The 26,267-nt window shown below is 42.2% G+C and carries 20 protein-coding genes and 1 tRNA gene; 10 read left to right on the top strand and 11 right to left on the bottom strand.

What is annotated here, in order from left to right:
• Positions 1-52: 52 nt before the first annotated feature.
• The gene (locus tag JBW_RS08345) at positions 53-838 is read right to left on the bottom strand and encodes a 2,3-dihydro-2,3-dihydroxybenzoate dehydrogenase (RefSeq protein WP_007952760.1); all 786 of its coding nucleotides are present in this window, start codon (positions 836-838) and stop codon (positions 53-55) included.
• A gap of 758 nt (positions 839-1,596) precedes the next feature.
• On the opposite strand from JBW_RS08345, the gene JBW_RS08340 reads away from it, so the two are divergent.
• From JBW_RS08340 to JBW_RS08300, 9 genes are all read left to right on the top strand, one after another.
• Positions 1,597-2,136, top strand: a complete 540-nt coding sequence (locus JBW_RS08340) for a hypothetical protein (protein WP_007952758.1) — start codon at positions 1,597-1,599, stop codon at positions 2,134-2,136.
• A 1,204-nt stretch (positions 2,137-3,340) separates the two neighbouring features.
• Positions 3,341-3,634: a hypothetical protein gene (locus JBW_RS08335; RefSeq protein WP_007952756.1), complete on the top strand. Its 294-nt coding sequence runs from the start codon at positions 3,341-3,343 to the stop codon at positions 3,632-3,634.
• Between the two features lie 194 nt (positions 3,635-3,828).
• Entirely contained in the window at positions 3,829-4,287 is a 459-nt protein-coding gene (locus JBW_RS08330; RefSeq protein WP_007952754.1) for a MarR family transcriptional regulator, read from the top strand.
• 295 nt (positions 4,288-4,582) lie between these two features.
• Positions 4,583-5,065 (top strand): Fur family transcriptional regulator, encoded by a 483-nt coding sequence (locus JBW_RS08325; RefSeq protein WP_007952751.1) that lies wholly within the window; start codon positions 4,583-4,585, stop codon positions 5,063-5,065.
• A 556-nt stretch (positions 5,066-5,621) separates the two neighbouring features.
• Positions 5,622-6,740 (top strand): efflux RND transporter periplasmic adaptor subunit, encoded by a 1,119-nt coding sequence (locus JBW_RS08320; protein WP_007952749.1) that lies wholly within the window; start codon positions 5,622-5,624, stop codon positions 6,738-6,740.
• The gene (locus JBW_RS08315) at positions 6,737-9,856 is read left to right on the top strand and encodes an efflux RND transporter permease subunit (RefSeq protein WP_007952747.1); all 3,120 of its coding nucleotides are present in this window, start codon (positions 6,737-6,739) and stop codon (positions 9,854-9,856) included. Before JBW_RS08320 ends, JBW_RS08315 begins: the two co-directional genes overlap by 4 nt.
• A gap of 81 nt (positions 9,857-9,937) precedes the next feature.
• On the top strand, positions 9,938-10,177 hold the full coding sequence (locus JBW_RS08310; RefSeq protein ID WP_007952745.1) for a universal stress protein: 240 nt from the start codon (positions 9,938-9,940) through the stop codon (positions 10,175-10,177).
• A 162-nt stretch (positions 10,178-10,339) separates the two neighbouring features.
• A complete protein-coding gene (locus JBW_RS08305) occupies positions 10,340-11,635 on the top strand; it encodes a TolC family protein (protein WP_007952743.1) in 1,296 nt (431 codons plus the stop codon).
• Positions 11,636-11,917: 282 nt separating this feature from the next.
• Positions 11,918-13,120 (top strand): CynX/NimT family MFS transporter, encoded by a 1,203-nt coding sequence (locus JBW_RS08300; protein WP_007952740.1) that lies wholly within the window; start codon positions 11,918-11,920, stop codon positions 13,118-13,120.
• A gap of 211 nt (positions 13,121-13,331) precedes the next feature.
• Here the strand turns inward: JBW_RS08300 and JBW_RS08295 are convergent.
• Positions 13,332-13,407: transfer RNA gene (locus JBW_RS08295), tRNA-Lys, on the bottom strand.
• A 353-nt stretch (positions 13,408-13,760) separates the two neighbouring features.
• On the opposite strand from JBW_RS08295, the gene JBW_RS08290 reads away from it, so the two are divergent.
• Positions 13,761-15,236, top strand: a complete 1,476-nt coding sequence (locus JBW_RS08290) for a sigma-54 interaction domain-containing protein (protein ID WP_007952737.1) — start codon at positions 13,761-13,763, stop codon at positions 15,234-15,236.
• Positions 15,237-15,348: 112 nt separating this feature from the next.
• Here the strand turns inward: JBW_RS08290 and JBW_RS08285 are convergent, their stop codons facing one another.
• From JBW_RS08285 to JBW_RS08245, 9 genes are all read right to left on the bottom strand, one after another.
• Complete coding sequence (locus tag JBW_RS08285) at positions 15,349-16,242, bottom strand: PhzF family phenazine biosynthesis protein (RefSeq protein WP_007952736.1); 894 nt, start codon at positions 16,240-16,242, stop codon at positions 15,349-15,351.
• 253 nt (positions 16,243-16,495) lie between these two features.
• The gene (locus JBW_RS08280; RefSeq protein ID WP_007952733.1) at positions 16,496-17,851 is read right to left on the bottom strand and encodes a GlmL-related ornithine degradation protein; all 1,356 of its coding nucleotides are present in this window, start codon (positions 17,849-17,851) and stop codon (positions 16,496-16,498) included.
• A gap of 5 nt (positions 17,852-17,856) precedes the next feature.
• Positions 17,857-20,058 (bottom strand): D-ornithine 4,5-aminomutase subunit OraE, encoded by a 2,202-nt coding sequence (gene oraE, locus JBW_RS08275; protein ID WP_007952731.1) that lies wholly within the window; start codon positions 20,056-20,058, stop codon positions 17,857-17,859.
• The gene (locus JBW_RS08270; RefSeq protein WP_007952728.1) at positions 20,058-20,423 is read right to left on the bottom strand and encodes an ornithine aminomutase subunit alpha; all 366 of its coding nucleotides are present in this window, start codon (positions 20,421-20,423) and stop codon (positions 20,058-20,060) included. The genes oraE and JBW_RS08270 overlap by 1 nt, the downstream gene beginning before the upstream one ends.
• A 70-nt stretch (positions 20,424-20,493) precedes the next feature.
• Positions 20,494-21,909 (bottom strand): 2-amino-4-oxopentanoate thiolase subunit OrtB, encoded by a 1,416-nt coding sequence (gene ortB, locus JBW_RS08265; protein WP_007952726.1) that lies wholly within the window; start codon positions 21,907-21,909, stop codon positions 20,494-20,496.
• Positions 21,902-22,213 (bottom strand): 2-amino-4-oxopentanoate thiolase subunit OrtA, encoded by a 312-nt coding sequence (ortA, locus tag JBW_RS08260; protein ID WP_007952724.1) that lies wholly within the window; start codon positions 22,211-22,213, stop codon positions 21,902-21,904. Before ortA ends, ortB begins: the two co-directional genes overlap by 8 nt.
• 34 nt (positions 22,214-22,247) lie before the next feature.
• Entirely contained in the window at positions 22,248-23,684 is a 1,437-nt protein-coding gene (locus tag JBW_RS08255; RefSeq protein ID WP_007952722.1) for an amino acid permease, read from the bottom strand.
• Between the two features lie 196 nt (positions 23,685-23,880).
• A complete protein-coding gene (gene ord / locus JBW_RS08250) occupies positions 23,881-24,924 on the bottom strand; it encodes a 2,4-diaminopentanoate dehydrogenase (protein WP_007952720.1) in 1,044 nt (347 codons plus the stop codon).
• 417 nt (positions 24,925-25,341) lie between these two features.
• Positions 25,342-26,232, bottom strand: a complete 891-nt coding sequence (locus JBW_RS08245; RefSeq protein ID WP_007952718.1) for a DMT family transporter — start codon at positions 26,230-26,232, stop codon at positions 25,342-25,344.
• Between the last annotated feature and the right edge of the window lie 35 nt (positions 26,233-26,267).

Genomic DNA, 26,267 nt, shown 5'->3' with positions numbered 1-26,267 from the left:
CCCTTATTAATTAAATAAATGCCCTGCATTTCGAGAGATGGTTAAGTACTTTTTAGACTCCTAGAGTAGCTCCACCATCCACACACAAGTCAAGCATTGTAATATGATTGGCTCGATCAGAAGCCAAAAAGAGAACAGCATCTGCTATGTCAGAAGGTGCTGCTATTTTCTTTAACGGAATTCCTATTTTAAATGCTTCCGGTGTACCTGCAATAACAGCTCGTGCTCCATTCTCATCTTTCCACAGAGACCACTGCATTTCAGTATCCGTAGACCCAGGTGAAACTATATTACAACGAATGTTATACTGAGCCAGCTCTAAGCCTAAACATTTAGTAAACATGGTGGCAGCAGCCTTGGAAGCTGCATAAGCCGCCATTGATATTCGAGGAACTTTTGCGGCATTTGACCCAACAACTACAATTGATCCTTTTTGGCGAGGAATCATGTACTTACTCACAGAACGAGATACATTAAAAACCCCTCTTGAGTTAACTGCAAAAGTCTTCTCCCAATCCTGATCACTAAGTGAACTAATTAAGCCCATACGTAACACACCAGCGACATTGATTAAAATATCAATAGGACCAATATTACATTCAATTAAATCTACAACTGTATTAACAGCTTTACTATCACTGACATCTACAAGAAAAGCCTCTACATTGCATCCTTGTGACTTCAATTCGTTTACAAGACTATTAAGTTTTGCTGCATTATGATCTAACATAGCAACAACTGCACCGGCTTCAGTTAATGCCCGAACGATAGACTCTCCAATGCCTTGGGCACCTCCTGTAACAAGTGCAATCTTCCCTTTCATTTTTAAATAGTTCATCTTACCATTTCCTTTTTTTCAACTTTGACCGATAAACTAAAATATGACGCTATCCTCAAGAATAAAAACATAATTTGAGTTACTCATGATATTATTGCATATTATTATTTAATATCAGAAATTAATATAACTCTAATAAAGTTACAGTGATCGTCCCCCCATCTTCTATTATGAATACTTCTTTCAAACAACATATTGATAATAATTATCAATATCATTATTTACTATAATACCAATTTAGAAAATACCAGTAAATGGATATTTCCCCAAATATCAATGTATTTTTTTCGATAATATTCTCTAAGTAGAATTCTGCGGCGAATATGGAGTGTGAAATTTAACGTTATATTATATACCATATAATTCACCCCCTACTACAAAGAACTAGGCATGCAAATTTCCCCTAGTGACTGCATAAATTAGTCAAATTATGCAGTCAACTATTGAAAAAACAAAAAAGCAGGCAAAATAGCCTGCTAATTTTTTTATCTATTATTAAGTTATTTGGTGTTTGCTAAAAAAGACTCAGTTAACATAAAAAGGACTTGCATCTCTGCAAACCCTCGAAATTACTGGTGACACACCGGGGAATCCAAATAAAACCTGTTTAGCTTCTAATTTAATTTTCTAAATTCATTTAATACTTAATCCACTAATACATACTATCACGCCTATATAATAAAACCTCTTATGCCCCATGTATTGATTGCAACCGACTGGATAAACTACCTATATTCGAACATACAGGAGGACTCACTATGAGTAATCAAGTAATATTATGGAGTATGTTGATTGTGCCTTGGTTGACTTTATTCTTTATGGAGAGGAAAACCATAAAACAATTTATGCCTACCGCTTTATTCAGTGTAGTTACAAGCATATTAATGGTTGAAGCAGGTGAAACGTTCAATTGGTGGATCATTAGTGAAACAGCTTACCCTTTCCGAACAGTTTCGTATCTTTTTGGATTAAATCCTGTAACAACTATGTGGCTACTAAGGTCTACTTACGGACGATTCGGGCTATATCTAGCAGTGGATGTAGTATTGAATTTTGGATTTGTTTACTTGTTTTTGGATTATTTCCTTGTTGGTAGGGGAATATTTCAGCCTGTTGGTATCACTGCCTTACAAAATGTTTTACTCGCTAGTCTCCATGGTGTTGTAATATATGGTTTTCAACTATGGCAAGAGGGTATTTGGAGCCGCTCTGAAAGAAGGAGTTTTTCAACTAACTTACAACCGGCAGCAACCAAACTATTACCAAAAGACCAGGAAAATAAAATAGATAATGAGTGACTTTTTATAATAAGATTTTGGAGCAATAAAAAAAGGCAGGAGTTCCCCCTGCCTTACAAACCTTATTTAGCACCCATTATAGCTGTACTCCTTACACGATCTTCAACTATTTGCCCAATGCTAAGTTTTATTATCAAACTAACTGCTTCATCTGACGTGATCTGCCATTCGTTTGCCATAACTTCTATTTTCGCATTGAGTTGATGATTGTGCTTTTCTTACAAGTAATTCTAATTAAGCAGTAAACCACATAAAAAAGTGAGCAGACAATATGTAACGTTGATTACAGTATTGGCTGCCCACTATTGTTATTTAGTAAGATATTTAATCCAGTCTTTATATCATCATTGTTAGATATAGGTTGGTTCCCCTCTGTGCTGGCAATAATGATTTATTGGATAGAAACTATGTAAAATCAATTAGATTTATAATCTAACTGGTGGCTTTTTTCTTGAATAGTATACATTTTCCTATATAATAGAAAAAGGACAACCATTGTGAGTGGTTGCCCTAATTGAATACAGGAGGTGATTTACTATGCACTTTGAAACTAAGTCCTTCAAGATAACAGTTTCAGGTGGATTTGTATATGTGATCTATAAGATCATACATACACTTCTTAATTAGCCTCTAGTATCCCTATGTGCCAGAATGCTCCTGTTACCAGCAGGGGCGTTTTGGCGTTTTTAATTAGCTCTACCATTAATATAGTTGATAATTAAGCATATGTCAATTGAAATAGATGTCTTTAATAGTATATTCCCATGTGGAGGATTTTTATACTATTAATATTGGCTATTTCTTACTATTCACGTCAACATTAGTCATACCGTCACCAGTATTGTTTCGTATCTGCTATACGCTCATACCATAATCAGTAGTAATGTAAAAGCTTAATAAGATCTGCATTCCTTAAATTTATGCATATTAATTATTCTTTTCTAAGAATTGTTCTAATGCTACAACCATTTCATTATTAACTGATCGTCTATTTTTTTTGTGCTGATTCAACAATTTTTTCATAAATATCAGTAGGTACGCGAAACGTTATTCTAACTTCTTTATCTTGTTTTTTCATAGTACGTCTTTCTGTCGACGTGTAAAAAAATAATCACTTCCTTCCAGATGCAAATCTCTGAGCTAATTGCTCTACATAGGAATCCCATTGCTTTTTGTCGAATACTTACTTTAAAGAGGTGAAAATATGCTTAAAACTAAAAGCCCAGGGAAAAATATTAAAGAAGTTTTACGAAAACTTGGCAATAGATACACTATTAAAACAATTGACTTTGAAAATTGTATTTATCTTATGCTTGATAATGGTTATTTTTTTGAAGTAAGCGGTCTAGACAATGCAAAAAAATCATTTGATGCTACTATCTACGTTTGGGGCAATACTGAAGGATCAAAAACAATAGAAACAATTCCTAATATTGATTCTCTCGATATGTTGAAAGACTGTTTACAAGAGGCTGAGGGGAAATATTTAAAGCTTTAAAGTAGATACATAATCTCGTTGCTTTCCGTCACTATGATATGCTCCCCTTGCAATAGACAGTTGAAATAATAAAACTGTCTATTGCAAGGAAGGAGCATATTTAGCAATTTGCTTGACAAATAATTCACCTGGTGTACAATATAATCATAGAACATCAAAACATGACATATTACTAACGATATGAGGTTAAAACAATGGTGGAACAAAGAAAAGAAATGCTGGAATCTTTTTTCAGATTGTCAAGGAAATCGTTTGAGGCAATGAAACAGCCAAAAAAATTCGGCACAGACAAGCTCTTATACTCATCAGAAATTCATACCCTCGACATGATTGGCAAACATCCAGGCATAACCGTGACCGAACTGGCAGACCGACAAGGTATTTTCAAAAGCGCCCTGCCAAAGGTCATCCATAAACTCATCCAAAAAGATCTGGTCTACCGTTATCAGGAAACCGGCAATAAAAAAAATATTCTTTTGGAGTTGACAGACAAAGGCCGGATTGCCGTTCAACATCACTTTGAATTTCACGAAACCTTTGACAACGGCATTATGAAAAAAATTAATTCATTAACGCCGGAAGAATATTTGTTTCTCAGCGATATCTTGCAAGAGCTGGAGCAGTATATTGACCACATGGAGCAGCAGGAATAAAAAATTCGCTTTATAGTTTACCTGTTAGCCATATTGAAATTTAAATAACGAGATCTTCCGCAACAAATGCCGGCAAAATAAGCATTCTCCACCGGCATTCTTATTATTCTTTTATCGTTCACCTGGTTAACTTTATTAGAGAAATAAAATATTTCGCATTTAAAGCCCTTCCTATCCAACTTTCCCAACGCATGATTATCGAAGCCAATCATGCACTCACTATTTCTCTAATACCGAACTGCAACATCTATTTCCCTTTTAGCAAAAAACAATCTGGAGAAAGGAAGATTTACTAGTGAATACTTCTGAATTACGGGAAAAACTCGATGGTAGATATAAATTGACCCGGCAGAGGGAGCTTATTTTTCACATTCTCAACAATTACGCAAGCCACCATCTTAGTGCCAAAGATATCTATGAAATTGTCCATGAGCAATATCCGGAAATCGGCCTGCCTACTGTCTACCGAACCTTGGAATTGTTCAGTACCCTGGCTGTTGTGCAAAAGCTCAATATGGGTGATGGATGCCAGCGTTATGTACTGTACTCACTCCACCATCATCACCTGATTTGCACTGCCTGCGGCAAGGTTATTGAAATAAAAGGAAGCCTGGCAGATACATTGGATACCGCTATGAATGCTATGACGGACTTTTCAAGTCTAGACTTTCGGCTGTATATATATGGATACTGTAAGGATTGTCAATCCAAACGAAATCACTCAAGTCTTCCCCGCTCCCCTGATCAGAATACGACGTCACGCAGCAATGTGGTCTGATTGGCTCTTTGCCTATTCATTTATTTTATTGCCTGTAGTAAAATTACTCATTCACCTGGTGAGCAGCACCATATAATCAAATTAAGTTTATCTGGTTACAGCTAAAATACAATGCTTTAGCAACAAGAATATCCTTTGCGAAAATATGCGAACGACATCCTTATCTTTTAAAGTTATCGTTCACCTGGTGAACTTTTTATAAATAAATGCCCGCTGCTTCAACCAGGCTTCTCTGCCAACGATTTGTCTTTATATTTCGTTTCTCGCTACATACCGTAAATTATTCACCGCTTCAGCCAGAACGCTCTGTTTGATTTAAAATGGCATTACCCGGAAGAATGGGGCAGCATCATGGAGCTGCGCGAGAGCCAGTGGCAGAGAATTGCTGCCGCCATTAATTCGGGCATCACCAGCGGTCAGCTGCGCCCTGTCGATACCAGGCTAGTGCAAATAATGTCTGACGGAGTTATTGGACATTCTGCTGTTTGGCATCGCCCGGCGCGCACCGTAAATTCTCTTCCGAAAAAACAGATTATATACGATAAGGAGTGTTTCGATGTTCAACATGCGACTGAATCTCAGCCGAAAAAAACGTTATTATGCCCTGGCCGCCTTAGTGGTAGGATGCCTACTGGCCGGAGTCATGGCAAAAACACATTTTGCAAAAACAACCAGTATACCAGAAAGCCTTCCAGTGGTCCGTACCCAGGTCGTCCAGCCAGTAACTGCAGGGCAGGGTTATAGCTATGCCGGTGAAGTACGCGGCCGCTTGGAAAGCCAGCTGGCCTTCCAAGTTACCGGTAAGATCATCAAACGCAATGTGCAGCTAGGCAGCGTAGTCAATGCCGGCGATGTGCTGATGCAGATTGATGCTAAAGACATTCAGCAGACGGTAAGCAGTAATTCTGCTCAGGTATATTCCGCCCAATCACAACTTAGGCTGGCAGAAAGCAATTTGAACCGCTACCGGCAATTACTGGATAGCGGCGCGATCAGCCGCGCTCAGTATGACCAGTATGTCAATGCCTATGATGCAGCGGCGGCTGCTGTGCAACAGGCAGGGGCCCAGTATACGCAAGGCGCTAATCAGCTGGATTACACCTTATTGAAAGCCGATCAAGCAGGGGTTGTCTCCACAATCACCGCCGAGGCCGGCCAGGTTGTCAGCGCCGGCCAGACGGTTGTCACTGTTATCCAAGACGGAGAGCAGGAAATCGAAATCTATGTTCCTGAAAACCGGCTGGAAGAACTAAAAGCCGCCGAACAGCTCCACATTACCTTCTGGGCCTTGCCTAACGTGACACTGAATGGCTCCGTACGGGAAATCGCCCCTATGGCAGATCCGACGACTCGTACCTTCAAAGTGCGCGTCAGCCTGCTCAATCCGCCGCCATCTGTCAAACTGGGTATGACGGCCACCGTTTCCTTAGCCGGCGGCGCTGCCCATACTGCATTTTCCATTCCACTGTCTGCACTCTATCAGACTGGCGATACGCCCGCCGTCTGGGTTGTGAACGACAATATTCTGACACTGCGCTCCATCCAGACCGGGCCCTTCGGTAATGGCACTATCCAGGTACTGGCTGGACTGCAGCCAGGCGACCTGATTGTCAGCGCCGGCGTTCATAAATTGAAAGAAGGACAGAGGGTAAAAACAACCGGTGATGCCCTATGAGCCATTTTAACCTTACCGCCTGGTCATTAAACCACAAACAATTCATTTATTTCTTTATCATCCTCTTTTTTGTGGCCGGCCTCTTCTCCTATCAGAATGTGGGACGCATGGAAGACCCGGATTTTGCCATTAAACAAATGATTGTCAGCGTTGCCTGGTCAGGAGCCACCGCCAGCCAGATGGAAGAGCAGGTTACGGATAAAATTGAAAAGAAACTGCAGGACCTTCCTGGGCTTGACTATCTGAAAAGTTACTCTACACCGGGATATACGGTGATCTACGTCAATCTCAAAGATCAGGTGCCCGCCAAGGAGCTTCGGGCCAGATGGGTGGAAGCCCGCAATATGGTGAATGATATCAAAGGAACCTTCCCGGAAGGCGTTTCACAACCCAGCTTCAATGATCGGTTCGATGAAGTATATGGCGTGATCTATACGCTGACCGGCGATGGGTATACCTACGAGGAAATGCGGGAAAGAGCCGAAAAAATCCGCCGCGTTCTCTTAAGCGTTCCCAGCGTAAGCAAAGTCCAGCTCCTGGGGGTGCAAACCGAAAAAATCTATATTGAAATCGAAAATAGCAAACTGGCCCGTTTAGGTCTTGATCCGTCCGTAATTACAGCCGCCTTAAAGGAGCAAAATGCCATGGCCGCCGCCGGCATGCTGGAAACGGTATCGGACAATGCTTACTTACGAATTACCGGGATGTTTGAAAATCTGGAAGACATCCGCACTACGCCCATTCAGGCTGGTGGCCGCACCTTCCGTCTGGGAGACATAGCCAAGGTGACTCGCGCCTATGCCGAACCATCCAACCCGAAAATGTTCTATAACGGTCAGCTGGCCGTCGGCATTTCGCTGGCGATGGAACCCGGCGGCAACATTCTGACACTGGGTAAAAATCTTGATAGTACTCTCTCCCAAATAAAACAAGAACTGCCGGCCGGGCTGGAAATCAATCAAACTGTCAATCAGCCGAAGGTTGTGGAATCCTCCATCGGCGAATTTGTTGAATCCCTGGTCGAAGCAATCGTCATCGTCTTAATCGTAAGCTTTGCCAGTCTGGGTATGCGGTCCGGCGTGGTCGTGGCCCTAACCATTCCTTTGGTCATTGCCATTACCTTTACCTTAATGTACCTGACAGGCATCGCCCTGCAGAGCATATCGCTGGGGGCTCTCATCATTGCGCTAGGCTTGTTGGTCGATGATGCCATCATCGCCACTGAAATGATGATCGTCAAGCTGGAGCAAGGCTGGAGCCGCTTTGACGCTGCTTGTTTTTCCTATACCTCTACCGCCTATCCCCGTTTGACCGGCGCGTTAATAACCTGCGCGGGCTTTATTCCTATCGGTTTTTCCAAAGGGCTTGCCGCTGACTTTTGCGTCACTCTCTTTTGGGTTATATTCTTCGCCCTCATTGCTTCCTGGCTGGTTGCCGGAGCAGTCACGCCTTTGCTCGGGTACCTGTTTATTAAAATAAAACCGGCCCAGCAAACAACCGGTGAAAGCAATGCGCACCATGACCTTTATGACACCCCGTTTTATCGGCGATTTAAACGCTTGTTACTATGGTGCATGCGTCACCGCAAAACCGTACTAACAGCTACTGCCGCCGCATTTATCGGCTCTATCTTTCTTTTGGGATTGGTCAAACAGGAATTTTTTCCTGCTTCCAGCCGTCCTGAACTCGTCATCCAGCTCAAATTACAGGAAGGAGCTTCCCTGACCAACACCGAGGAAGTGGCCCGTCAGTTTGCTAAAGAATTGGACGGCGACCCGAATATTTCCTATTACACCTATCATGTAGGTGAAGGAGCTCCCCGCTTTGTGCTCAGTTTTGAACCAACCTTCAATAAATCGAATTTCGCTGAATTCATTGTAGTGGCCAAGGATGTTCAAGCCCGTAATACACTGGCCCAAAAAGCCGAGCAATTATTGAACACCGAATTTACAGGTGTTCGGGGGCATATAAAGTTATTATTCACCGGAACGGGACCCGATTATCCGGTGATGCTGCGGATAAAAGGCCCTGACCATGAAAAAGTTCGTGAAATCGCTGAACAAGTCCGCACCGTCATGGCTGCCCATCCGGCTACACAAAACGTAAACCTCAACTGGAATGAGAAAAGCAAAGTGCTCCACTTGGAGATTGACCAGGCAAAAGCAAAAGCTCTCGGACTCAGTTCCCATGAATTGGCTGCATCCCTCCAAACCCAGTTGTCTGGAGCACCTATTGCCGAATTTCGTGAGCATGATAAAACCGTCAGCATGGTTCTCCGTTTTGCGGAAGAGGACCGTAATAACCCGGAACGGATAAAAGACCTCAACATCCATATCGGCAACGGCAAATATGTCCCGCTTGACCAAATCGCCACCATCCGTTATGACGCCGAAGAAGGCTTAATTTACCGGCGCGACCTGCTACCCATGATTATGGTACAGGCGGAACTGAATCCCACGTCTAAACTTACCGGCTCGGACGTGACCAAGCAAGTTTACGGCAGCCTCCAGGAACTCAGAATCAGTCTGCCAGCCGGCTATTTCATTGAATTTGACGGTGCAACGGAACGCAGCATTAAGAGCAGCAAGTTCCTGGCGGAACCCATCCCAGCCATGATGATTGTAATTATGATTCTGCTCATGACGCAGCTGCAAAGTATACCGAAAATGCTGTTAACCCTCTTAACAGCGCCGCTTGGTATTATCGGTGTATCCATCAGTCTCCTCCTCACCGGAAGTCCTATGGGATTTGTGGTCCAATTGGGAATTCTGGCCTTGTTCGGTATTATTATGCGCAATGCCGTTATATTGATGGACCAGATTGAACAATATCTGGTGGCCGGCGACTCGCTATGGGACGCTATTGTGGAAGCGACAATCAGCCGCTTTCGCCCTATTTTGCTAACAGCCGCAGCCGCTATACTAGGCATGATTCCGCTGATATCCAGTACTTTGTGGGGCTCCATGGCGATTGCCATCGGCGGCGGTTTACTGGGAGCAACCATCTTGACTTTGCTGGTGCTGCCGGTTATGTATGCTGCCTGGTATAAGGCACAACCAGATGCCGGTACAAAAAATAATTCCTTAAATGATGAAGGAAAGTCAATGTCTCAGTAACATGGAGCAAATTGCGCTGGAAGCCAGCGAATTCCTCTAGTTTGTTAGGTCACCGATACATTTAATAAGGAGTTGCTTATCATGGAGGTTTTGTATAAAAAAATTTTAGTCCCCGTAGACGGTTCTGTCCATTCACGCAAGGCATTGTCTCATGCAGTAGCGTTAGCCCGTTCCTTTGCTGCCGAAATCGGGATTCTTTACGTATCAGTTTTATCGCAGCAAGTCCCTTTATATGACCAAGTCAAGGGATCCAAAATCCCGCCAAACGCATCTACAGATCCAGTAAACTTTGCTAAAGCAAATAATTTTTATCTCAACTAAAACCGCGGCAGTCTTTTTATGATTAGCTGACAGCGGCGAATGCAGCGTAATGACAGACATTTGTTTAGCTTACTGCATTCCCCTGTCACTCTGCTGCTTTGCATAAAAGATCTTTGGCATAGCAATATAAAATTAAAATATTCCAATCGAAAGGAGACAACTGTGAAAACATCCTATTTTTGTATAAAAACGCTCTTCGTACCAATTCTTGCGTCCACTCTATTTTGTCAAACTGCCCTGGCAGCGCCGTTAGAACTCTCGCTTGATGCCAGTATTGCTCTGACTTATAAGAATAATCCGGCATTGCAGATTGTAGAAGCGCGCACAGACCAGACCGTCTGGGCGCTGAGAGAGGCTCAGACCAATAAAGCTGTATCCATTGATTATACCCATACGGATATGCGTTCCAATTCTCCCCCCACCTGGTCACCCTCTTCGGCAGCTGTCTCCCCCTATAACTATTTCAGCAACCAAATAACTGCCAGCCTCCCGCTCTACACTGGCGGCAAAGCGGAAAACGCAATTGAACAAGCGAAACTCAGTCACAGGGTGTCTCAGCTTGAAATCGCAGCCACCAAACAGCATCTCAAGTTAGAGGCCAGTACAGGTTATTATAATATGCTGCAAAACCAGACCCTATTAGAAATTGCCAAACAAACGGTGAATGATTTTAGCGCTCATCTTACTCGTGTCCGGAAAATGTACGATACCGGCGTGGCACCCTGGCATGACGTACTGCAAACCAAGGTCCGGCTGGCAAATGGGGAAAACGATTTAGTAAAAGCGCAAAACAATTATGATTTAGCCGTCTACAGCCTAAATAAAACGATGGGTTTACCCCTTCGCAGCGAAATTACGCTGACAGAACCGCTTATCTATCAAGAATATGCTTTGGCTCTTGACGACGTTACCGCCTATGGATTGACGCATCGTCCGGAGATGGCTCAACAGCAGGCGAATATTAAAATAGAAGAAGCACAAATCAAAATTGCCCAAAGCGGGCAACATCCCAAGGTTATACTGACCGGGACCATGGCCTGGGATAATGACGACTTTGCAGGCACGGCGAACAGAGATTGGACCGCTATGTTGGTAACCCAATTTAACCTATTTGACTCCGGCAATACCAAAGCCAAAATCAGGCAGGCACAATCAGGTGAGTTAGCCACACGAAAACAAGCGCAACAAACACAGGATAACATTTCCTTGGAAATCAGCGATGCTTATTTGAGTATGATGGAAGCAGAAAAACGAATAAGCACCAACAAGGTAGCTGTTGAAGAAGCCAGTGTGAATTTTGCTATTGCGCAAAGAGCTTATAGTGCTGGTGTCGGTACCAATTTAGATGTTATGGATGCCGAACTGGCACTAAACCAGGCAAAAACCAACTATACTAACTCATTATTTGACTATAACATCAGCAAAGCCCGACTCGACAAGGCGATAGGCAGCGAATAAACCACTAAGGAGATATGCTGCCAGTGCATGAACAATGTGAAAAAAACATGTATGGATGGTCTGGGCTATTAGAGCCACAAGTATAACTGTTCCCATCAGTCGGACGATGGCGACCGTAAAGGCGGTGTCAAGCATGTTGGAATGGCTCGACAGTGTATCTCCATGGTGGTATGCGGCCGGCATAGTATTTTCCATTTTTATCTATCAATCACGTCATCTATAATTCAATCATGATTTGTAATCAATTAAGAATATTGAGCACTGAAAGGACACTGTACACCCATGCTAAAACACAAGAATGTATTACTTGTTTTAGGAATTATCTTTATTGCTTCTAATTTAAGAACTCCGCTGACAGCAGTAGGACCGCTCGTTAGCGATATACGGTCTGATCTTGGTATTTCAAACGGTATGACTGGCTTCCTTACGACACTGCCATTGCTTACCTTTGCCGGACTTTCGCTGCTTTCTTCTAAATTAGGCACCAAAATAGGCAATGAACTTGCCATATTTCTTGGCCTTATTGTATTAATTGCCGGCATACTACTGCGCTCTGCAGGAGGAAGTGCCGCCTTGTTCGCCGGAACATTTCTGATTGGTATGGGAATTGTGGTCGGGAATGTTCTAATCCCCAGTATTATAAAACAAAAATTCCCCGAAAAAGTGGGGTTAATGACTAGTATTTTTTCAATTGCCATGTCTCTCTCGGCGGGAATTTCATCTGGCATGAGCGTGCCGCTTGCCAACGATCTCCACTGGGGATGGCGTCAGTCCCTGCTGGTATGGATCTTGGTTGCTGTAGCAGCCATCATCTTTTGGCTGCCTCAACTTTATCATCGCGAAAGAGCAGTGAAAGTCGCAAGACCAGCTTCCACCGCTAACGCTGTTTGGCATTCTTCTCTGGCCTGGCAAGTGGCCTTCTTTATGGGGCTGCAGTCATTTCTTTTTTATTGTTTCATTGCCTGGTTTCCTGCAGTTCTCCAAAGCCATGGCTTAAGTATGGCAACTGCCGGCTGGCTACTGTCTTTTTTCCAGATCATTGCCATCCCTGCCTCTTTTATCGTACCAATATTAGCTGATCGCCTCAACGACCAACGTGGTATTACGGCAATTTTCTGCCTGGTCTATTTTATGGGACTGCTTGGACTTCTGCTGAGTAAAAATATACTACTGCTCACTACATCAGTTGCCTTGATGGGAGTTGGCGGAGGTGCCTGCATCAGCTTAGCATTTACTTTTATCGGGCTACGCAGCAGCAATGGCGCCCAAGCTGCAGAGTTATCGGGAATGGCTCAGTCTGTGGGCTATTTGTTAGCGGCCGCAGGTCCGATTATAATTGGTTATCTATTTGATTACACGCAAACCTGGGCTTCTTCTATTGTCGTATGGCTAATTATCACGTTACTTCTTCTATATGCCGGTCTTGGTGCCGGGCGAAGCCGATACATTTTCCCAATAGACGAGCCCAAACAAAGCCCTAATTAAGACAAGCAGAGGTTAGACGTGCGATTAACCTGCCAATGGCAATCGGTCATCAAGGAATGACTGCCTTTGTGAGGCGAACAACAATAAAAAAGCCCGTGAATTTATCCTCCAAAGAGGCGATATTCACGGGCTTTTTCTATGGCATTGTTGTAGGGTTGTTGTAGAAACAAAAAAGCCTTCCAGAACTAAGTCTGCGAAGGCTATAATTTACTGGTGACACACCGGGGAATCGAACCCCGAACCTACTGATTAAGAGTCAGTTGCTCTGCCAGTTGAGCTAGTGAGTCGTATTAATTTCAGCAACATTTATATGATATACTATAATGCTATAATTGTCAACTATTTTATTCGATCATCAGCCACCCTAAACTCTCTTTCTACAACTGGAAGTTAAGAAGATCTCTATAATCTACTTAACTTCAGATGGATTTTGAATTCCACCTGAATTTTTTTTTCTTGTTTTCTTTTCTTGCAGGTAGCTGTTAATGGCTGCTGCCGCCTTCTTTCCTGCCCCCATGGCCAAAACATTTATACGGGGAATATTCAAAATATAATTTGATTACCAATGTCTGGTAGATAGGAATTTTTTATAAAATGCAGAATATTGAAAATATGATACCTTTAAATGGGGGAGCAAAATATGACTAAATCCAAAGAGCTAGTAATGGATCAAGAACATCAACTAAGAGAACAGCTGGCAATCGCTGAACAAAAATTATTATTATATGAAACAATCTTAAATAGCTTAGATGTAGGTATTCAGGTAATTGATAAGCAAGAGACAACAATTGTATATAATAGTATGATGGCAAAATTAGAAGGCGAAGACGTCAACAATGTACTAGGTAAGAAATTGTTAAACACAATGCCTTATCTGCAAGCAGAAGACAGTACCCTCATTACTGCGTTAAAATTGGGGAGACCTTTAAATGACCGACGGCAAACTTATATTACTGCTCAAAATAAAAGAGTCATCACAGTAAACAGCACTACACCGATATACTTTAACAATAAATTGGTTGGAGCTCTGGAAATCGCCAAAGATATCACCTTTATTCAGATGCTCGCCGAAAAAATCATTGACTTGCAACAAAACCTATCTGCCCAGAAGAATGCGCTGAATGTAGCACAACCTTTTCGCACCCGTTATACTTTTTCTGATATCATTGGAAACTCTGATACATTAAAAACCGTGAAGGTACAAGCAAATCGGGTGGCACGTTCCTCATCAAATATACTATTGTATGGTGAAACAGGAACAGGAAAGGAGTTGTTTGCACAAAGCATTCATAATGCCAGCCTTCGCAAGCAAGGTCCATTTGTTGCAATAAACTGTGCGGCTCTGCCAGAACATCTGCTAGAAGGATTGCTTTTCGGAACTGCCAAAGGGGGATTCACCGGTGCCCTTGACCGACCGGGTTTTTTTGAGCAAGCTCAAGGTGGAACTTTGCTCCTCGATGAAATTAACTCCATGAACATTAATCTACAGGCTAAACTATTGAGAGTACTCCAAGAATACTCCATTCGCAGAGTGGGAGCAACAAATGAAATAGCTATTAATGTCCGAGTTATTTCCGCAATAAACGTGAATCCTTTTGATGCAATAGCCCAAAAACAACTACGGGAAGATCTCTATTATCGTCTTGGCACTGTAACCCTTCACATACCCCCTCTGCGCGAACATAAAGAGGACATTCCAATTTACATCGATCACTTTATTGAAAAATATAATCAGAGTTTGGAATTGGATATAAAGAAAGTTTCAGCCACAGTGTTAGACGCTTTTTACCAGCATTCATGGCCAGGCAATATACGAGAACTTCAGCATGCAATCGAAGGAGCCATGAACCTTGTATCGACAGAACAGGAACTACAAATGCACCACCTACCGGCATTATTCTTGTCTAATCTACTAACGGTATCAAAATCTTTGCATGCAGCCAATATAAATTGTACCGAACCCACAAAATTAATCGAACATCGAGAGACCATCGAAAAAGAACTAATCTGCGCCGCGTTCAACAAGTCAAACGGCAATATTACATGGGCGGCAAAGTCCTTAGGACTTACTCGCCAGCTTTTACAGTACAAACTTAAAAAATATAACCTAAAATAAAGATGTTTCAGATGGAGTTTTAACTCCACCTGAATCTTAGTCGCACTTATCCAAGAACTAAACCGTTCTAAGACTCCCACTTGTAGAAAATGGGAGTCTTAGAACGGTTTAGTCATCGGATAAAAGATAAAGGAAAAATTGGTTTGCCCAAGCACAATTCTTGCTTTATAATAGCCGTTCCTCCAACTTTTACTTCGCAAATTTTATTTTTATCTATCTTTAGCCGAACTAATATTTCAGAGGGTTTCTGCATGGAATATCCCTGTTCAAATATAAGTTCAGAGGATTGTTCTTTATTAACAATCCCATAATTATACAAATAACAAGCTAAAGCTCCATTTGATGTGCCCGTAGCAGACTCTTCATTTATATTATAAAGAGGTGCAAAATTTCTACAGTGTGCAGTAGAATCAAATTTAGTTTCTAACGAAAAAACATGAAAACCACTTACATTATACTTCTTGCTTAAAGCAGTTATTTTTTCAAGATCTGGTTTTATCGCTAATAACCTATCCAAGCTTTTGATAGGAATCATTATATCTTTTAGCCCAGTAGAAACTATCTGAACAGGCAAGTGAGAAATAAAATCATTCTGAGTAATATTTAAACTATCTGCAATCTCATTTTTATCAATGATATTAAAATACTCTGGGGTATTTTGGTTCATGTAAATTTTATCATTATAAACTTCAATATTTAAAATGCCCGCTTTTGTTTCTTGGCACAGAATTCCATCTCCAATAATTTTTTTAATTTTTAACAAGGTAAACGTTGCAATTGTCGCGTGACCGCATAAATCCACCTCAGAATTAGGAGTAAAAAAACGTACTTTATAATTTGCTTCCTCTGACTCTTGCACAAATGCTGTCTCAGAAAAGCCAACTTGCTGTGCAATACTTAACATTTCTTCATCTGAAAGACCATCTGCTTGTAATACAACACCTGCAGGATTTCCTCCATCTTCTGTTTTTGCAAAAGAATTTAATGTATATATTATTAAATCCATCTGAAATTTCCTCCCACATTATCAATGTATCTCTCGGAAACCCGAGATGTTAGATAAAAAGACTTGATTCAGATGAAGTTTAACTCCACCTGAATCTTAGCCGCTCTTAACTCCCACTTATATAAGTGAGCCTTGGGTCTAGAGACCCTTAGAGCGAACTTACTTCGAGTTCTACAGACTGTTATCCTGCTGACCAGAGGGAAGGGGATTACATTCTGTTAACGAGATAGAAGATGGGGAGTCTTAGAGCAGTTTAGTCATCGGATAAACTTTGCCGCAAGATACCCAAAGCAGCCTGGGGATACTTCTGGGCTAACATTCCAGCAGATGCCATAATATAATGCCGATCAAGCAGAGCGTGCCCCTGCCGTGGCAGCAACAAATTACTACTAGACGGCGCGTTAATATTTGTCAAAATATCCAGTCCCACCGGCAAACGAGTCAATGCCCCACCTGTGCCGATGATCCATTTAACTCCAGTTAAGTCTTTACCTCTAGCAACTGTTAACCTTCCGGTTGGACCATAAATATGCTCAATATTACCAACATGCCGATTTACGGCTGTCTGTACAGCCATATCCGTCAAATAACCTGCAAATAATTTTTCTTTATCAGTAGCCGGCAGTGGTGTCCGTAAAATAGTCAATTCTTGTGGTGTACAGTCCAGCTGTTTACAAAGCTTACTATTGTCACAAAGTGCCAGTACATTATCAGCGTTTACATAGACTCCCAAATCGCCTTCTACCGTGCGTTTGGCAAATGGCTCCGGACCAACCAGCATGGCTGTGATTTCCGGATCACCTTCTGTTACAGAGTGAACATCGGTTGTCGCTCCGCCCACATCTAAGACCATTAAATCCCCGATACTTTTACGTAGCAATTGGGCAGCCTTCATGACAGCTCCTGGTGTTGGAATGATACTTCCATTCACCAATTCCCTAATTTTTTGCATACCAGGAGCTTCGACGATGTGTTTTTCAAACACATCGTGAATCTCCCGGCGTGTTGGTTCAATATTCAACTGATCAATCCGCGGATAAACATTTTCGACTATCGTCACTGGTATATTACCTGCAGTCAGTATCTGCCGTACTTCATCGCTAACTGCCCTATTACCAGCATAGATAATCGGTATTGGACAAGTCAGATGACTCAAACGCCTGGCATTAGCAATTACTGTCGCTTTTTCACCATAATCTACCCCGCCAGCCAATAAGATAATATTCGGCTTAGTGCGTTCAATCGTGTCAATATCAGCATCACTCAGTTCGCCGGCTGTCACCCAATAAATGTTCGCACCAGCCCCTAGAGCCGCTTCCTGCGCCGCTTTCACAGTCATATCATAAACTAGACCATGTACCGTCATCCTAAGACCACCAGCTGCACTACTGGAAGCCACCATCTCCTGCCAAGCGAGCTGAGTCCCCAGCCTTTTTTCCAAACAAGCAATTGCCTGATATAAACCAATAGTGACATCACCTGCCAATGCGGTCGTAGCTGCCTGCCCCTGCCCAACAAAAATCGGCGCATCTGTATCAATACTATGAAAGGCATTTACAACAGTCGTCGTGCTGCCAATTTCGGCAACCAACATATCAACAGTTTTCATCCTATTCACCCTTTCTTGTTTGCGCGATGCTGATCGACTAAAAAGCTAGCTACATGAACGCCTTTCGTACCACGACCAAAGCCAGCATCCATGCCTTCTTCCTTGGCCATTTCATTCGTAATTTGTGTTCCACCACAAACAACGATCAGATCTTGTCGAATGCCTTTTTCCTGGCAATATTGATGTAGTCGCCGCATGTTGATGCGATGAATATCAGAATGGGAGATAATTGCACTAGCCAAAATCGCGTCTGCGCCAATTTCCACCGCCGCATCTGCTAGTTTTTCTACCGATACGGATGTTCCCAGATAATTACATTCGATGCCAAATTTCTCAATCCCACCATGCTTAATATCAAGGATTTCCTTTAGACCAACAGAATGCTCATCTTCCCCTACTGTGGCTGCCACGATTTTCAACTTATTCTCACTAACGTATTGCCTGATTGCCTCTTCACTTAGAGGTTCAACTAAAGGCGGAATCACTAATTTTGCCGGATCGATACCGAATGGTACCTTACCTTTTACTTCAATTAGTGCTCCCTCTGAAGGATGCATGGCTTGTTTGTGAATAACTTCAACATCTTCTAATCCCAATCGTTCCGCAATATCCTTTGCAGCAAATTCTGCCACACGTTCTGCTGCCGGCAAGAACATGGTCATACAAACGATACCGTCACCATGCCACTGTACTTCTGGCCGTAATAACCCTTCTTTACGTTCTGTTTCATTCTGAGCCAACCGCTTATATACATTATCTTCTGGATCCAGTTCATCAATCCACTGGATTTTTTCTGAATGGCATAAGGTACAACCGTCAATCAAATCACATGGTTCGGTAACACTACAATCTGCTGGCAACTTATTATAACCAAAGTGATCACAAACCGGTGCCATATAGTCTTTATCCCGGGGAACTATGGTGCCTGCTCCAACGCCGCCATTCATTTGCCTCGCAATACCATCTCCACCTCGTTCTGGATAGAAACCTGAATCTACGAAGAACCCTTGGCTGACTGCCGTAAAGTAACCGCCGGATGCCACAATTTCTTCCATGAATAAACAAGCTCGTTCTTTTAATTCACGAACTTTTTCACCCAGAGGTCCGTCAAAATTGAGAGTGACGTAATCCATAATACCATCTAGCCCAAGCAGCGCTTGTTTCGCGGTATTTACACCATGAATGTTATTATAATGCCAAGGAACATTGCGGCCCTCATCTGGTGTAATCGTGCTTTGAATATCGGCACTGGTCAATCTTGACAGCAACGTATTCAGCACATGGGTAGTTGTAACTTCCCGTGTGCAGGATTCCATATACTTAGTATTCATTTGTGCGCGAAATCTATAACCCTTGAACAGTTGGCGCAATGCTACAGCATAGGGCAGATCCAAGCTAATACACGGAGCTGGCGGCGCAGTTGGCGGCACGGTAGACAAACAAATCTTGTCCTTGAGCATCCCTACCATTACAGAATATTGACAATTGATAGCATGCTGCACCATCAATTCTGGCATTACTTTCCACGCTTCACGCGCCGTAGCATTAGCATTGTGTGCACCATCAATTTGGGCCATACCACTTGTTGCCATCATTTTCTTGGCAACAGCAGCATCAACAAAGGAACGGTACATATTGATATTGCGGTACAATACATTATATTGTGGGTCTTGGTGCGCTCCATTTACTCCTTCTTCAGAAAACAACACGGCAACTTCTGGGCCTGCTACACCACTTACATAAGAGTGAAAATTAATCGGGCGACCGACTTCCTCTTCAATATAGTCTAGTGCTTTGCGGGTTGCGCGAAGTTGTTTGCGCGTAATCGGCACACCGCCCACACCTTCAGGAGTGCCTTCAATTAAGCCATCAAAGTGGCTTTGTCCTGCCGTACGAATAACCATAAGATGATCCGCACCGTGCCAAGCTGCCATACGCATCCGGCGAATATCGTCCTCAAATCGTCCTGAGGCTATTTCAGTAGTAATAACACAATCAGGCTGGGGATCAATACTATTGAAATATTTGGATGCGGGTAATCCTCCAGACGCTTGAAGGGATTCCGATGTCTGCTTATAGGTAAAAGGACCGATTTTCCCAGTTGCATGGGGTTTGCGCCACGTCCAGCCTTTGCGTTTGGGACGATATGTCTGTAGATCTGTTAATATTGCTTCCAACGAAATCTTATCTTCATGATTCAATATCATTAGGCTCCCCCCTTTGCCCAAAACTGCGCTAATTTCTCCCAACCTTGACCTTTACCTAACTGCAAGCCAGCTTCACGATAGTCTATCTTTTTTAATGCAGCTAGCCGCCATACAGCATGACCAGCCCCCTTGCCCAGAAGTCCTTGTTCCTCACAATGCTGAACAATTTCTTTGGCTTCCATACTAGAAAATCCCATGCGTAACAATACCGAACGCTCCACCGACGGCGAAGTATGTGTATCTGCCAGTTCAACCAGCGGCTCAACTAGTTGTTTTGCCAATTCCCAAAAACGATCCTTTAATTCTTCATCCGTCAAAGGTGCTAGATGAACTCTTCGCTGTAAATAATCATCATTTCTCTGCATATAATTCCCAGAAATATCTGGGATCACCCCCTAAAACCAAATTGTAACCAATGAATTAGCCTGTCGAACATCACAGGTTCGCTTGTATCTCACGGACTTTTTTCTCAACGATTGCTGCTTCCAGCCTAGTTTCAGCTGCCAAGAATTCAATATCCTGAGGATGCAGTGCTCCAGTACCGACACTACCTAGCGCATTACGAAGATAAGATTGACGTACTCTGTCCAAATTAATGTCTTTGATATTGATTTGCCCAGGATGTTCAGGGATAATGATCGCTTTGCCTGGCACATTTTCGATTGGATTACCGCGACGCACTTCAATCCCATTCTTTTTGGCAAATGAAAGCTGTGGAGAAGGATGTTTCCCAGCACCCGTATATTCCGTTTCTTGCACAACAATAACCTCATCACATTCCATATGCTGAGCCATCACAAACGCAGCGGTCAATGACGTATTACCAGCTGGTCCACGTTCCAAACCTTCCAGCATAGCCAACATTTCAGTTACATAAAATACTTCGCCTTGCGTAATCGTTACATAGCGATCCATATAGCGTAATGGTCGTGCCGCATTCCGCGGTACATCCGCACGATCAGGGGAAGTCGCAAACGGCATGCCAAAACCAGTGTGTCCGGTAGTAAACGATTTACGGTTAAAATCAATGTCACTGGCCATATGCAGACCTTTCAAGTCAACGCTAGCAGCAACAATCTGGGTGCTTTCACAACCAGCCCGTTGCAAGCCTCGCGCTGTACCAGTCACATTCCCGCCACCAGCATGGGTTACAACAACGGCATCTGGCTTTCGCCCTGTCGCCAATAACGTCTGTTCTGCGATTTCGGTTCCTAATGTTTCAATGCCGCAAATACTAAATGGAGTATATAAAGATGCATTGAAATAGCCTGTTTGTTCCAGCACAAGAAGGAATTGATAAAAAAGTTCTGGACCAACAGTCATTTGAATAACCTCAGCACCATATGCTTCACAGGCTCTTCCTTTTTCCAATATTTCCGGCTGTCCAATGCCACGGCTGTCAAACACTTCTTGAACAATAATGCTTTTTAAGCCACGCATGGCAGCTTGGGAAGCAATTGCTGCACCAAAATTACCACTAGTTGCAGCAACAACCCCTTTATACCCATGCTGTTTAGCATGATAAACGGATACCGAAGCCCGCCGTGCTTTAAAGCTGCCTGACGGATTGCAGGCTTCATCTTTGATAAAAATCCTGGCACCCTTTCCTGGACCAGCTAGCTGTCTCGCCAAAGCCGTAATATTTTTTAGTTCCAGTAACGGCGTATTGCCAACTCCGGTTTCCTGTTGTATTTGACGAATCTTATTCAAACTATATGCCACCTGGCTCATCATGCGCTCATAATCAAACCCAATCTCACCACTTTCAAATGCAGCATAATCAATATTCGTTGCTTTTTTGATAATTTCCGGTTTCCGAGCAATTACCGCTTGGTAGCTAGTATTAGACATTACCATTCCCCTCCAATATCGCCCTTAATTCAACACCAATCGTTAACAATTCTGGTTGAGGAAAGCCATAGTTAACCTCATAATCGGGTTTTATAGCTACCAACTGTCCCTGTAGTAAGCGACCAGCCAGTGAACGAATAGTTACATCAGTACCCACTTGTGCTTGTTCTTCCTCTAAAAATCCTTTCACCCACATCTCCAAAGGAACACCTGCTGTTTCTGCTGGCACCTGTGGTGCACGTTCGCCCACCGGTAAAATCACCTGATATATTTGTACCCAATCACCTTTCTGTGCTTGCGACATAGTAACTCTCCCTTCTTTTGTGAATATTCAGAAATCATGCTTGATTATCTGTGCGTTCTGCCTTCTCCATCTGAATCAATCCCCGACGCGGTGAAACAACCTTATAATAATATATCATAACAATGATAATAAACGGTACGCTAGCATAAATCGCAATACGCTGACTATCATCAAACCATAATCCGATTACAATGAGGGCATTGAGAAAAAAACCTAAAGCTGGAACTAGGGGGAATAAAGGAACTTTATATTTCAAATTCTCTACATTTCCTCCATTACCAACAAATTGCTTTCGGAAGCAATATTGGGAAGCACATATACCCATCCAACCTAGCACACCTGCTAACCCACAAATCGAAATCAGCCAAAGGTATACTGTATCTGCGGCAAACACACTGCATAACAAAGACATGCCAGAAACAGCCATAGTCAAAATCAACGCATTCATAGGAACCTGATGACTATTTAATTTGCTTAAAGCAGACGGCGCCATACCATCTTTAGACATTGCCCACAAAATACGGGTGGCACTATAAGCCCATGAATTGCCACAAGAAAGTGCCGAAGTAATAACCACTAATGTCATAATCGTGTAGGCACCAGGGATGCCTGCATATTGAAAAACTTCAGCAAAAATGCTGTCTTTTACGCCGGCTTCTCTCCAAGGAACAATAGCTGCAACAACAATCATCGATAGAACATAAAACAATAGCGTTCTAAATGCAGTGGCATTCACCGCTTTGGGAATAGTTTTTTCTGGATTTTGGCTTTCGCCAGCAGCAATCCCAATAATTTCTGTCCCATTAAAAGCAAATGCAACCGTGAGCATAGCTATTAAAATTGCACCTACACCATTAGGAAATATGCCATCTGTAAAATAATTATTAAAGCCAATTGGTTCATGACCGCCAATATATCCCATCATTGACAAACCACCCACTATAATACAGGCAATGATGGCTGCTACTTTTATACCAGCAAACCAAAATTCAGATTCACCAAAAACCCCTACCCGCAAGGAATTCAAAGCAAATAATACACCACCAAATATGAGTACCCAAATCCATTCAGAAATTCCTGTCAAATTATTTAGGAGCATACCTGCTGCCACGAGGTCAATTCCAATCGTTGTCGCCCCGTTTAACCAGAATAGCCAGCCTAATAAGTAACCAATAGAAGGCGAAATAAACATGCTCGCATAGGTTTGAAACGCACCGGATACAGGCATTGCCACAGCGAGTTCACCCAAACACATCATGACCATATACATGATAAAGCCGCCAATCATATAGGCTATTACACTACCAAGCGGTCCAGCTTGATTTATTGTGGAACCAGAAGCTAGAAATAATCCGGTTCCAATAACGCCCCCCAGCGTAATCATAAATAAATGTCGACTCTTCATCCCCCGATCCAAACCTGACTGCTGCGCTATAGCCTGCTCAATTTTTCCATTAAATTTTTCATTCATTATTAGTCCCCCTCGTTTATTTTCCAGTGATTACACTCTGCCTACTATCCTCCTTCATTTGTACATTTTTCCCTTGTACTCCTACTTAAAAAGCAACAATCCTAATCCATAAGGAAACCCAAAAAGGCAGTTCTGAATCATATTATCAATTAGGGGTATTGTCTATAACAGGGGGATGTAAATTACATCCCTTTTTTTATCTTGTTACTAGTTTTCGTACATCACCCATTAGAGCAGTAATCACAGGTAATTCTGGCATAGTCAATAAGCCTGCCCTGGCATTAATTACTTGCGGAATCATATTCACAGCAGTGGCCATTGTACCAATTCCTCCAGGAATTTCTTGTTCATCAGCAAACTTGATTGTCGGTGTACCTTCAATTGTAATGTAGTCGCCGGTTTTTATCCCTTCTAACTCTGGATGTATTTGCTGTGGATGCTCTAACGTAATAATCTCCTGATCATTATATAAACCGCGTGCAACATGACGGCAGCCAGCAACCATACCAGCTTGAACCTGAACATGAGGTGTTTCACGATAAACCTTAGTAATAATAGGTTCGCGGCTTTCTACCACTTTGTCCAGCTTCCAGCCAAGGGAATTAGCAATTAAGTAAATGGACTGTTGGAAACCAATATGTCCGACGATCGTGCCATTCTCTACACCTTTATTAAACTCTTCCAAAGTAGTGCCAACTCCCTGGCTCTTCATCACTGTCGGGCCAAAAGGGGAAAGATCATTAATTCTGGCTGCCCAAATTTTGTTGACAACTTGACAAGCACCAGTCAATGTTAAAATCAATGTATCTAGCACAAAACCAGGGTTAACGCCAGTTCCCAAAATAGTCACATTATGCTTTTTAGCAAGTGCATCCATCTCTTTTGCCAAGTCAGGTGTTTCCACTTGCGGTGCTGACATTTCCTCTGCAATCGTGATAACGTTTTTGCCAGATTCCACAATCAGCTTAATCTCTGGAAATACCTCTTTGGTAAGCGACTGAGTAGAAAGCAGTACCACGTCCGCCTTCGTATTATTCAATACTTCTCCAGGGCTTTTAGATATTATAACTCCCAGTTTTTTTTCGAGTCCCAAGACATCCCCTAGGTCTTTTCCAATTTTTTGAGGATTTTGCCCAATGGCACCAACAATTTCAATTCCTTTCTTGTTCTGTACAATGTCTCTGACCATACCGCTTCCCATTGCACCCAAGCCCCATAGAATTACTTTTACTGTTTCCATATAATAAAACCTCCCCAATTTTTGCAAGCACATTTATCAACTTGCTTACTAACTGCATATTGCAACATTCATGCCAATCTAAGCTAGTACAATATAATTTTTTTCATCTCATTTAATTTTCTAAATTATCAAATATCTATTTTCAATATAATCGTAGGTTAGTAAAATATCAGGAGGGTGTTGGTAACGGCATATGTCACTTCCCTGGCTCGTTATTACTCTATATAACTCTCTTAAATATAACGACATCTGCAAAAAAATTTGCACCATCTGCAAATATAAATTTGCTATTCGATAATTTATAGACATATACCTCCCTTTATAAGTGAGCAAATTTATTTGCAGCATTTGGCACCTTACCTAGCTTACTATAAATGGACCTTGGGTCGTCCCCTCTTAGAGCGAACTGAAATGCATTCAACTCTTCGCATACCTTTTCTGTGCAAGCGCAGGTATTTGTGGCAAAAACATTCCTACTATCATGAATATGCATCCTAGGATCTCTTGTAATCCCAGCAACTCACCAAGCAATAAATAACCTCCAAATGCTGCAAAAACCGTCTGCATACTAAGGATAGTAGCAGTATGAGAAGGAAAGGTATATTTCTGACCAATAATTTGCAAGGTATGCCCAATGCCAACAGAAAAAATCCCACCGTATAAAATTGGTATGCCGGCTTGTAAAAGCGCCCTAATAGTGACCGTTTCTTGTACTAGGGCGCTCCCTAAGCTAAGTAAGGCGCAAGTCATAAACTGAAAAAAAGCTAACTTAAATGCTTCAATTCTTCGGGCAAAATGATCAATTAATAAAATATGCGCTGTCCAGAAAAAAGTTCCTATTAGCTGAAGAAAATCACCATATGAAATAATAAAGCCTTCTTTAACACATAAGAGATACAGTCCAATTACAGCAAATATAGAGCCAAACCAGGTACTGATGGTAATATATTTCTTTAAAAACACTCCCATAATTGGAACGAGTACAATATATAAACATGTTATAAATGCGGCTTTTCCAGCCGTCGTGTACTTCAATCCGACTTGCTGAAAAGAGACCGCTATAAAAAGGATTAAACCCGCTAAAAGACCGACCTGCCAACTCTTTCTCGCCTCATTACCTGCCTCATTTTTATTTCTAAATTTATTATTATAAAAAATAAATGGCAGTAAAAAAAGACTGCCTAATGCAAATCGTATAGCGGTAAAGGTAAATGGACCTATATACTCTACACCTACCCGAAGTGCTACAAATGCAAATCCCCAGATGGCCGCAGTAAGTAAAAGTAATAGATTTGCCTTAAATTTCATATGAAAAATTCCCCCAAGTAAGGATGATATATCTG

This window comes from Pelosinus fermentans JBW45, from assembly GCF_000271665.2.
Taxonomy (GTDB): domain Bacteria; phylum Bacillota; class Negativicutes; order DSM-13327; family DSM-13327; genus Pelosinus; species Pelosinus baikalensis.
This window is presented reverse-complemented; position numbering and strand designations above follow the sequence as displayed.

Coding starts and splice junctions, on each gene's coding strand:
- ortB (WP_007952726.1), bottom strand. CDS start 21,909: ATGTCTAATACTAGCTACCAAGCGGTAATTGCTCGGAAACCGGAAATT.
- JBW_RS08290 (WP_007952737.1), top strand. CDS start 13,761: ATGACTAAATCCAAAGAGCTAGTAATGGATCAAGAACATCAACTAAGA.
- ortA (WP_007952724.1), bottom strand. CDS start 22,213: ATGTCGCAAGCACAGAAAGGTGATTGGGTACAAATATATCAGGTGATT.
- JBW_RS08315 (WP_007952747.1), top strand. CDS start 6,737: ATGAGCCATTTTAACCTTACCGCCTGGTCATTAAACCACAAACAATTC.
- JBW_RS08255 (WP_007952722.1), bottom strand. CDS start 23,684: ATGAATGAAAAATTTAATGGAAAAATTGAGCAGGCTATAGCGCAGCAG.
- JBW_RS08345 (WP_007952760.1), bottom strand. CDS start 838: ATGAACTATTTAAAAATGAAAGGGAAGATTGCACTTGTTACAGGAGGT.
- JBW_RS08270 (WP_007952728.1), bottom strand. CDS start 20,423: ATGCAGAGAAATGATGATTATTTACAGCGAAGAGTTCATCTAGCACCT.
- JBW_RS08285 (WP_007952736.1), bottom strand. CDS start 16,242: ATGGATTTAATAATATATACATTAAATTCTTTTGCAAAAACAGAAGAT.
- JBW_RS08330 (WP_007952754.1), top strand. CDS start 3,829: ATGGTGGAACAAAGAAAAGAAATGCTGGAATCTTTTTTCAGATTGTCA.
- JBW_RS08280 (WP_007952733.1), bottom strand. CDS start 17,851: ATGAAAACTGTTGATATGTTGGTTGCCGAAATTGGCAGCACGACGACT.
- JBW_RS08340 (WP_007952758.1), top strand. CDS start 1,597: ATGAGTAATCAAGTAATATTATGGAGTATGTTGATTGTGCCTTGGTTG.
- JBW_RS08300 (WP_007952740.1), top strand. CDS start 11,918: ATGCTAAAACACAAGAATGTATTACTTGTTTTAGGAATTATCTTTATT.
- JBW_RS08320 (WP_007952749.1), top strand. CDS start 5,622: ATGTTCAACATGCGACTGAATCTCAGCCGAAAAAAACGTTATTATGCC.
- ord (WP_007952720.1), bottom strand. CDS start 24,924: ATGGAAACAGTAAAAGTAATTCTATGGGGCTTGGGTGCAATGGGAAGC.
- oraE (WP_007952731.1), bottom strand. CDS start 20,058: ATGATATTGAATCATGAAGATAAGATTTCGTTGGAAGCAATATTAACA.
- JBW_RS08245 (WP_007952718.1), bottom strand. CDS start 26,232: ATGAAATTTAAGGCAAATCTATTACTTTTACTTACTGCGGCCATCTGG.
- JBW_RS08335 (WP_007952756.1), top strand. CDS start 3,341: ATGCTTAAAACTAAAAGCCCAGGGAAAAATATTAAAGAAGTTTTACGA.
- JBW_RS08310 (WP_007952745.1), top strand. CDS start 9,938: ATGGAGGTTTTGTATAAAAAAATTTTAGTCCCCGTAGACGGTTCTGTC.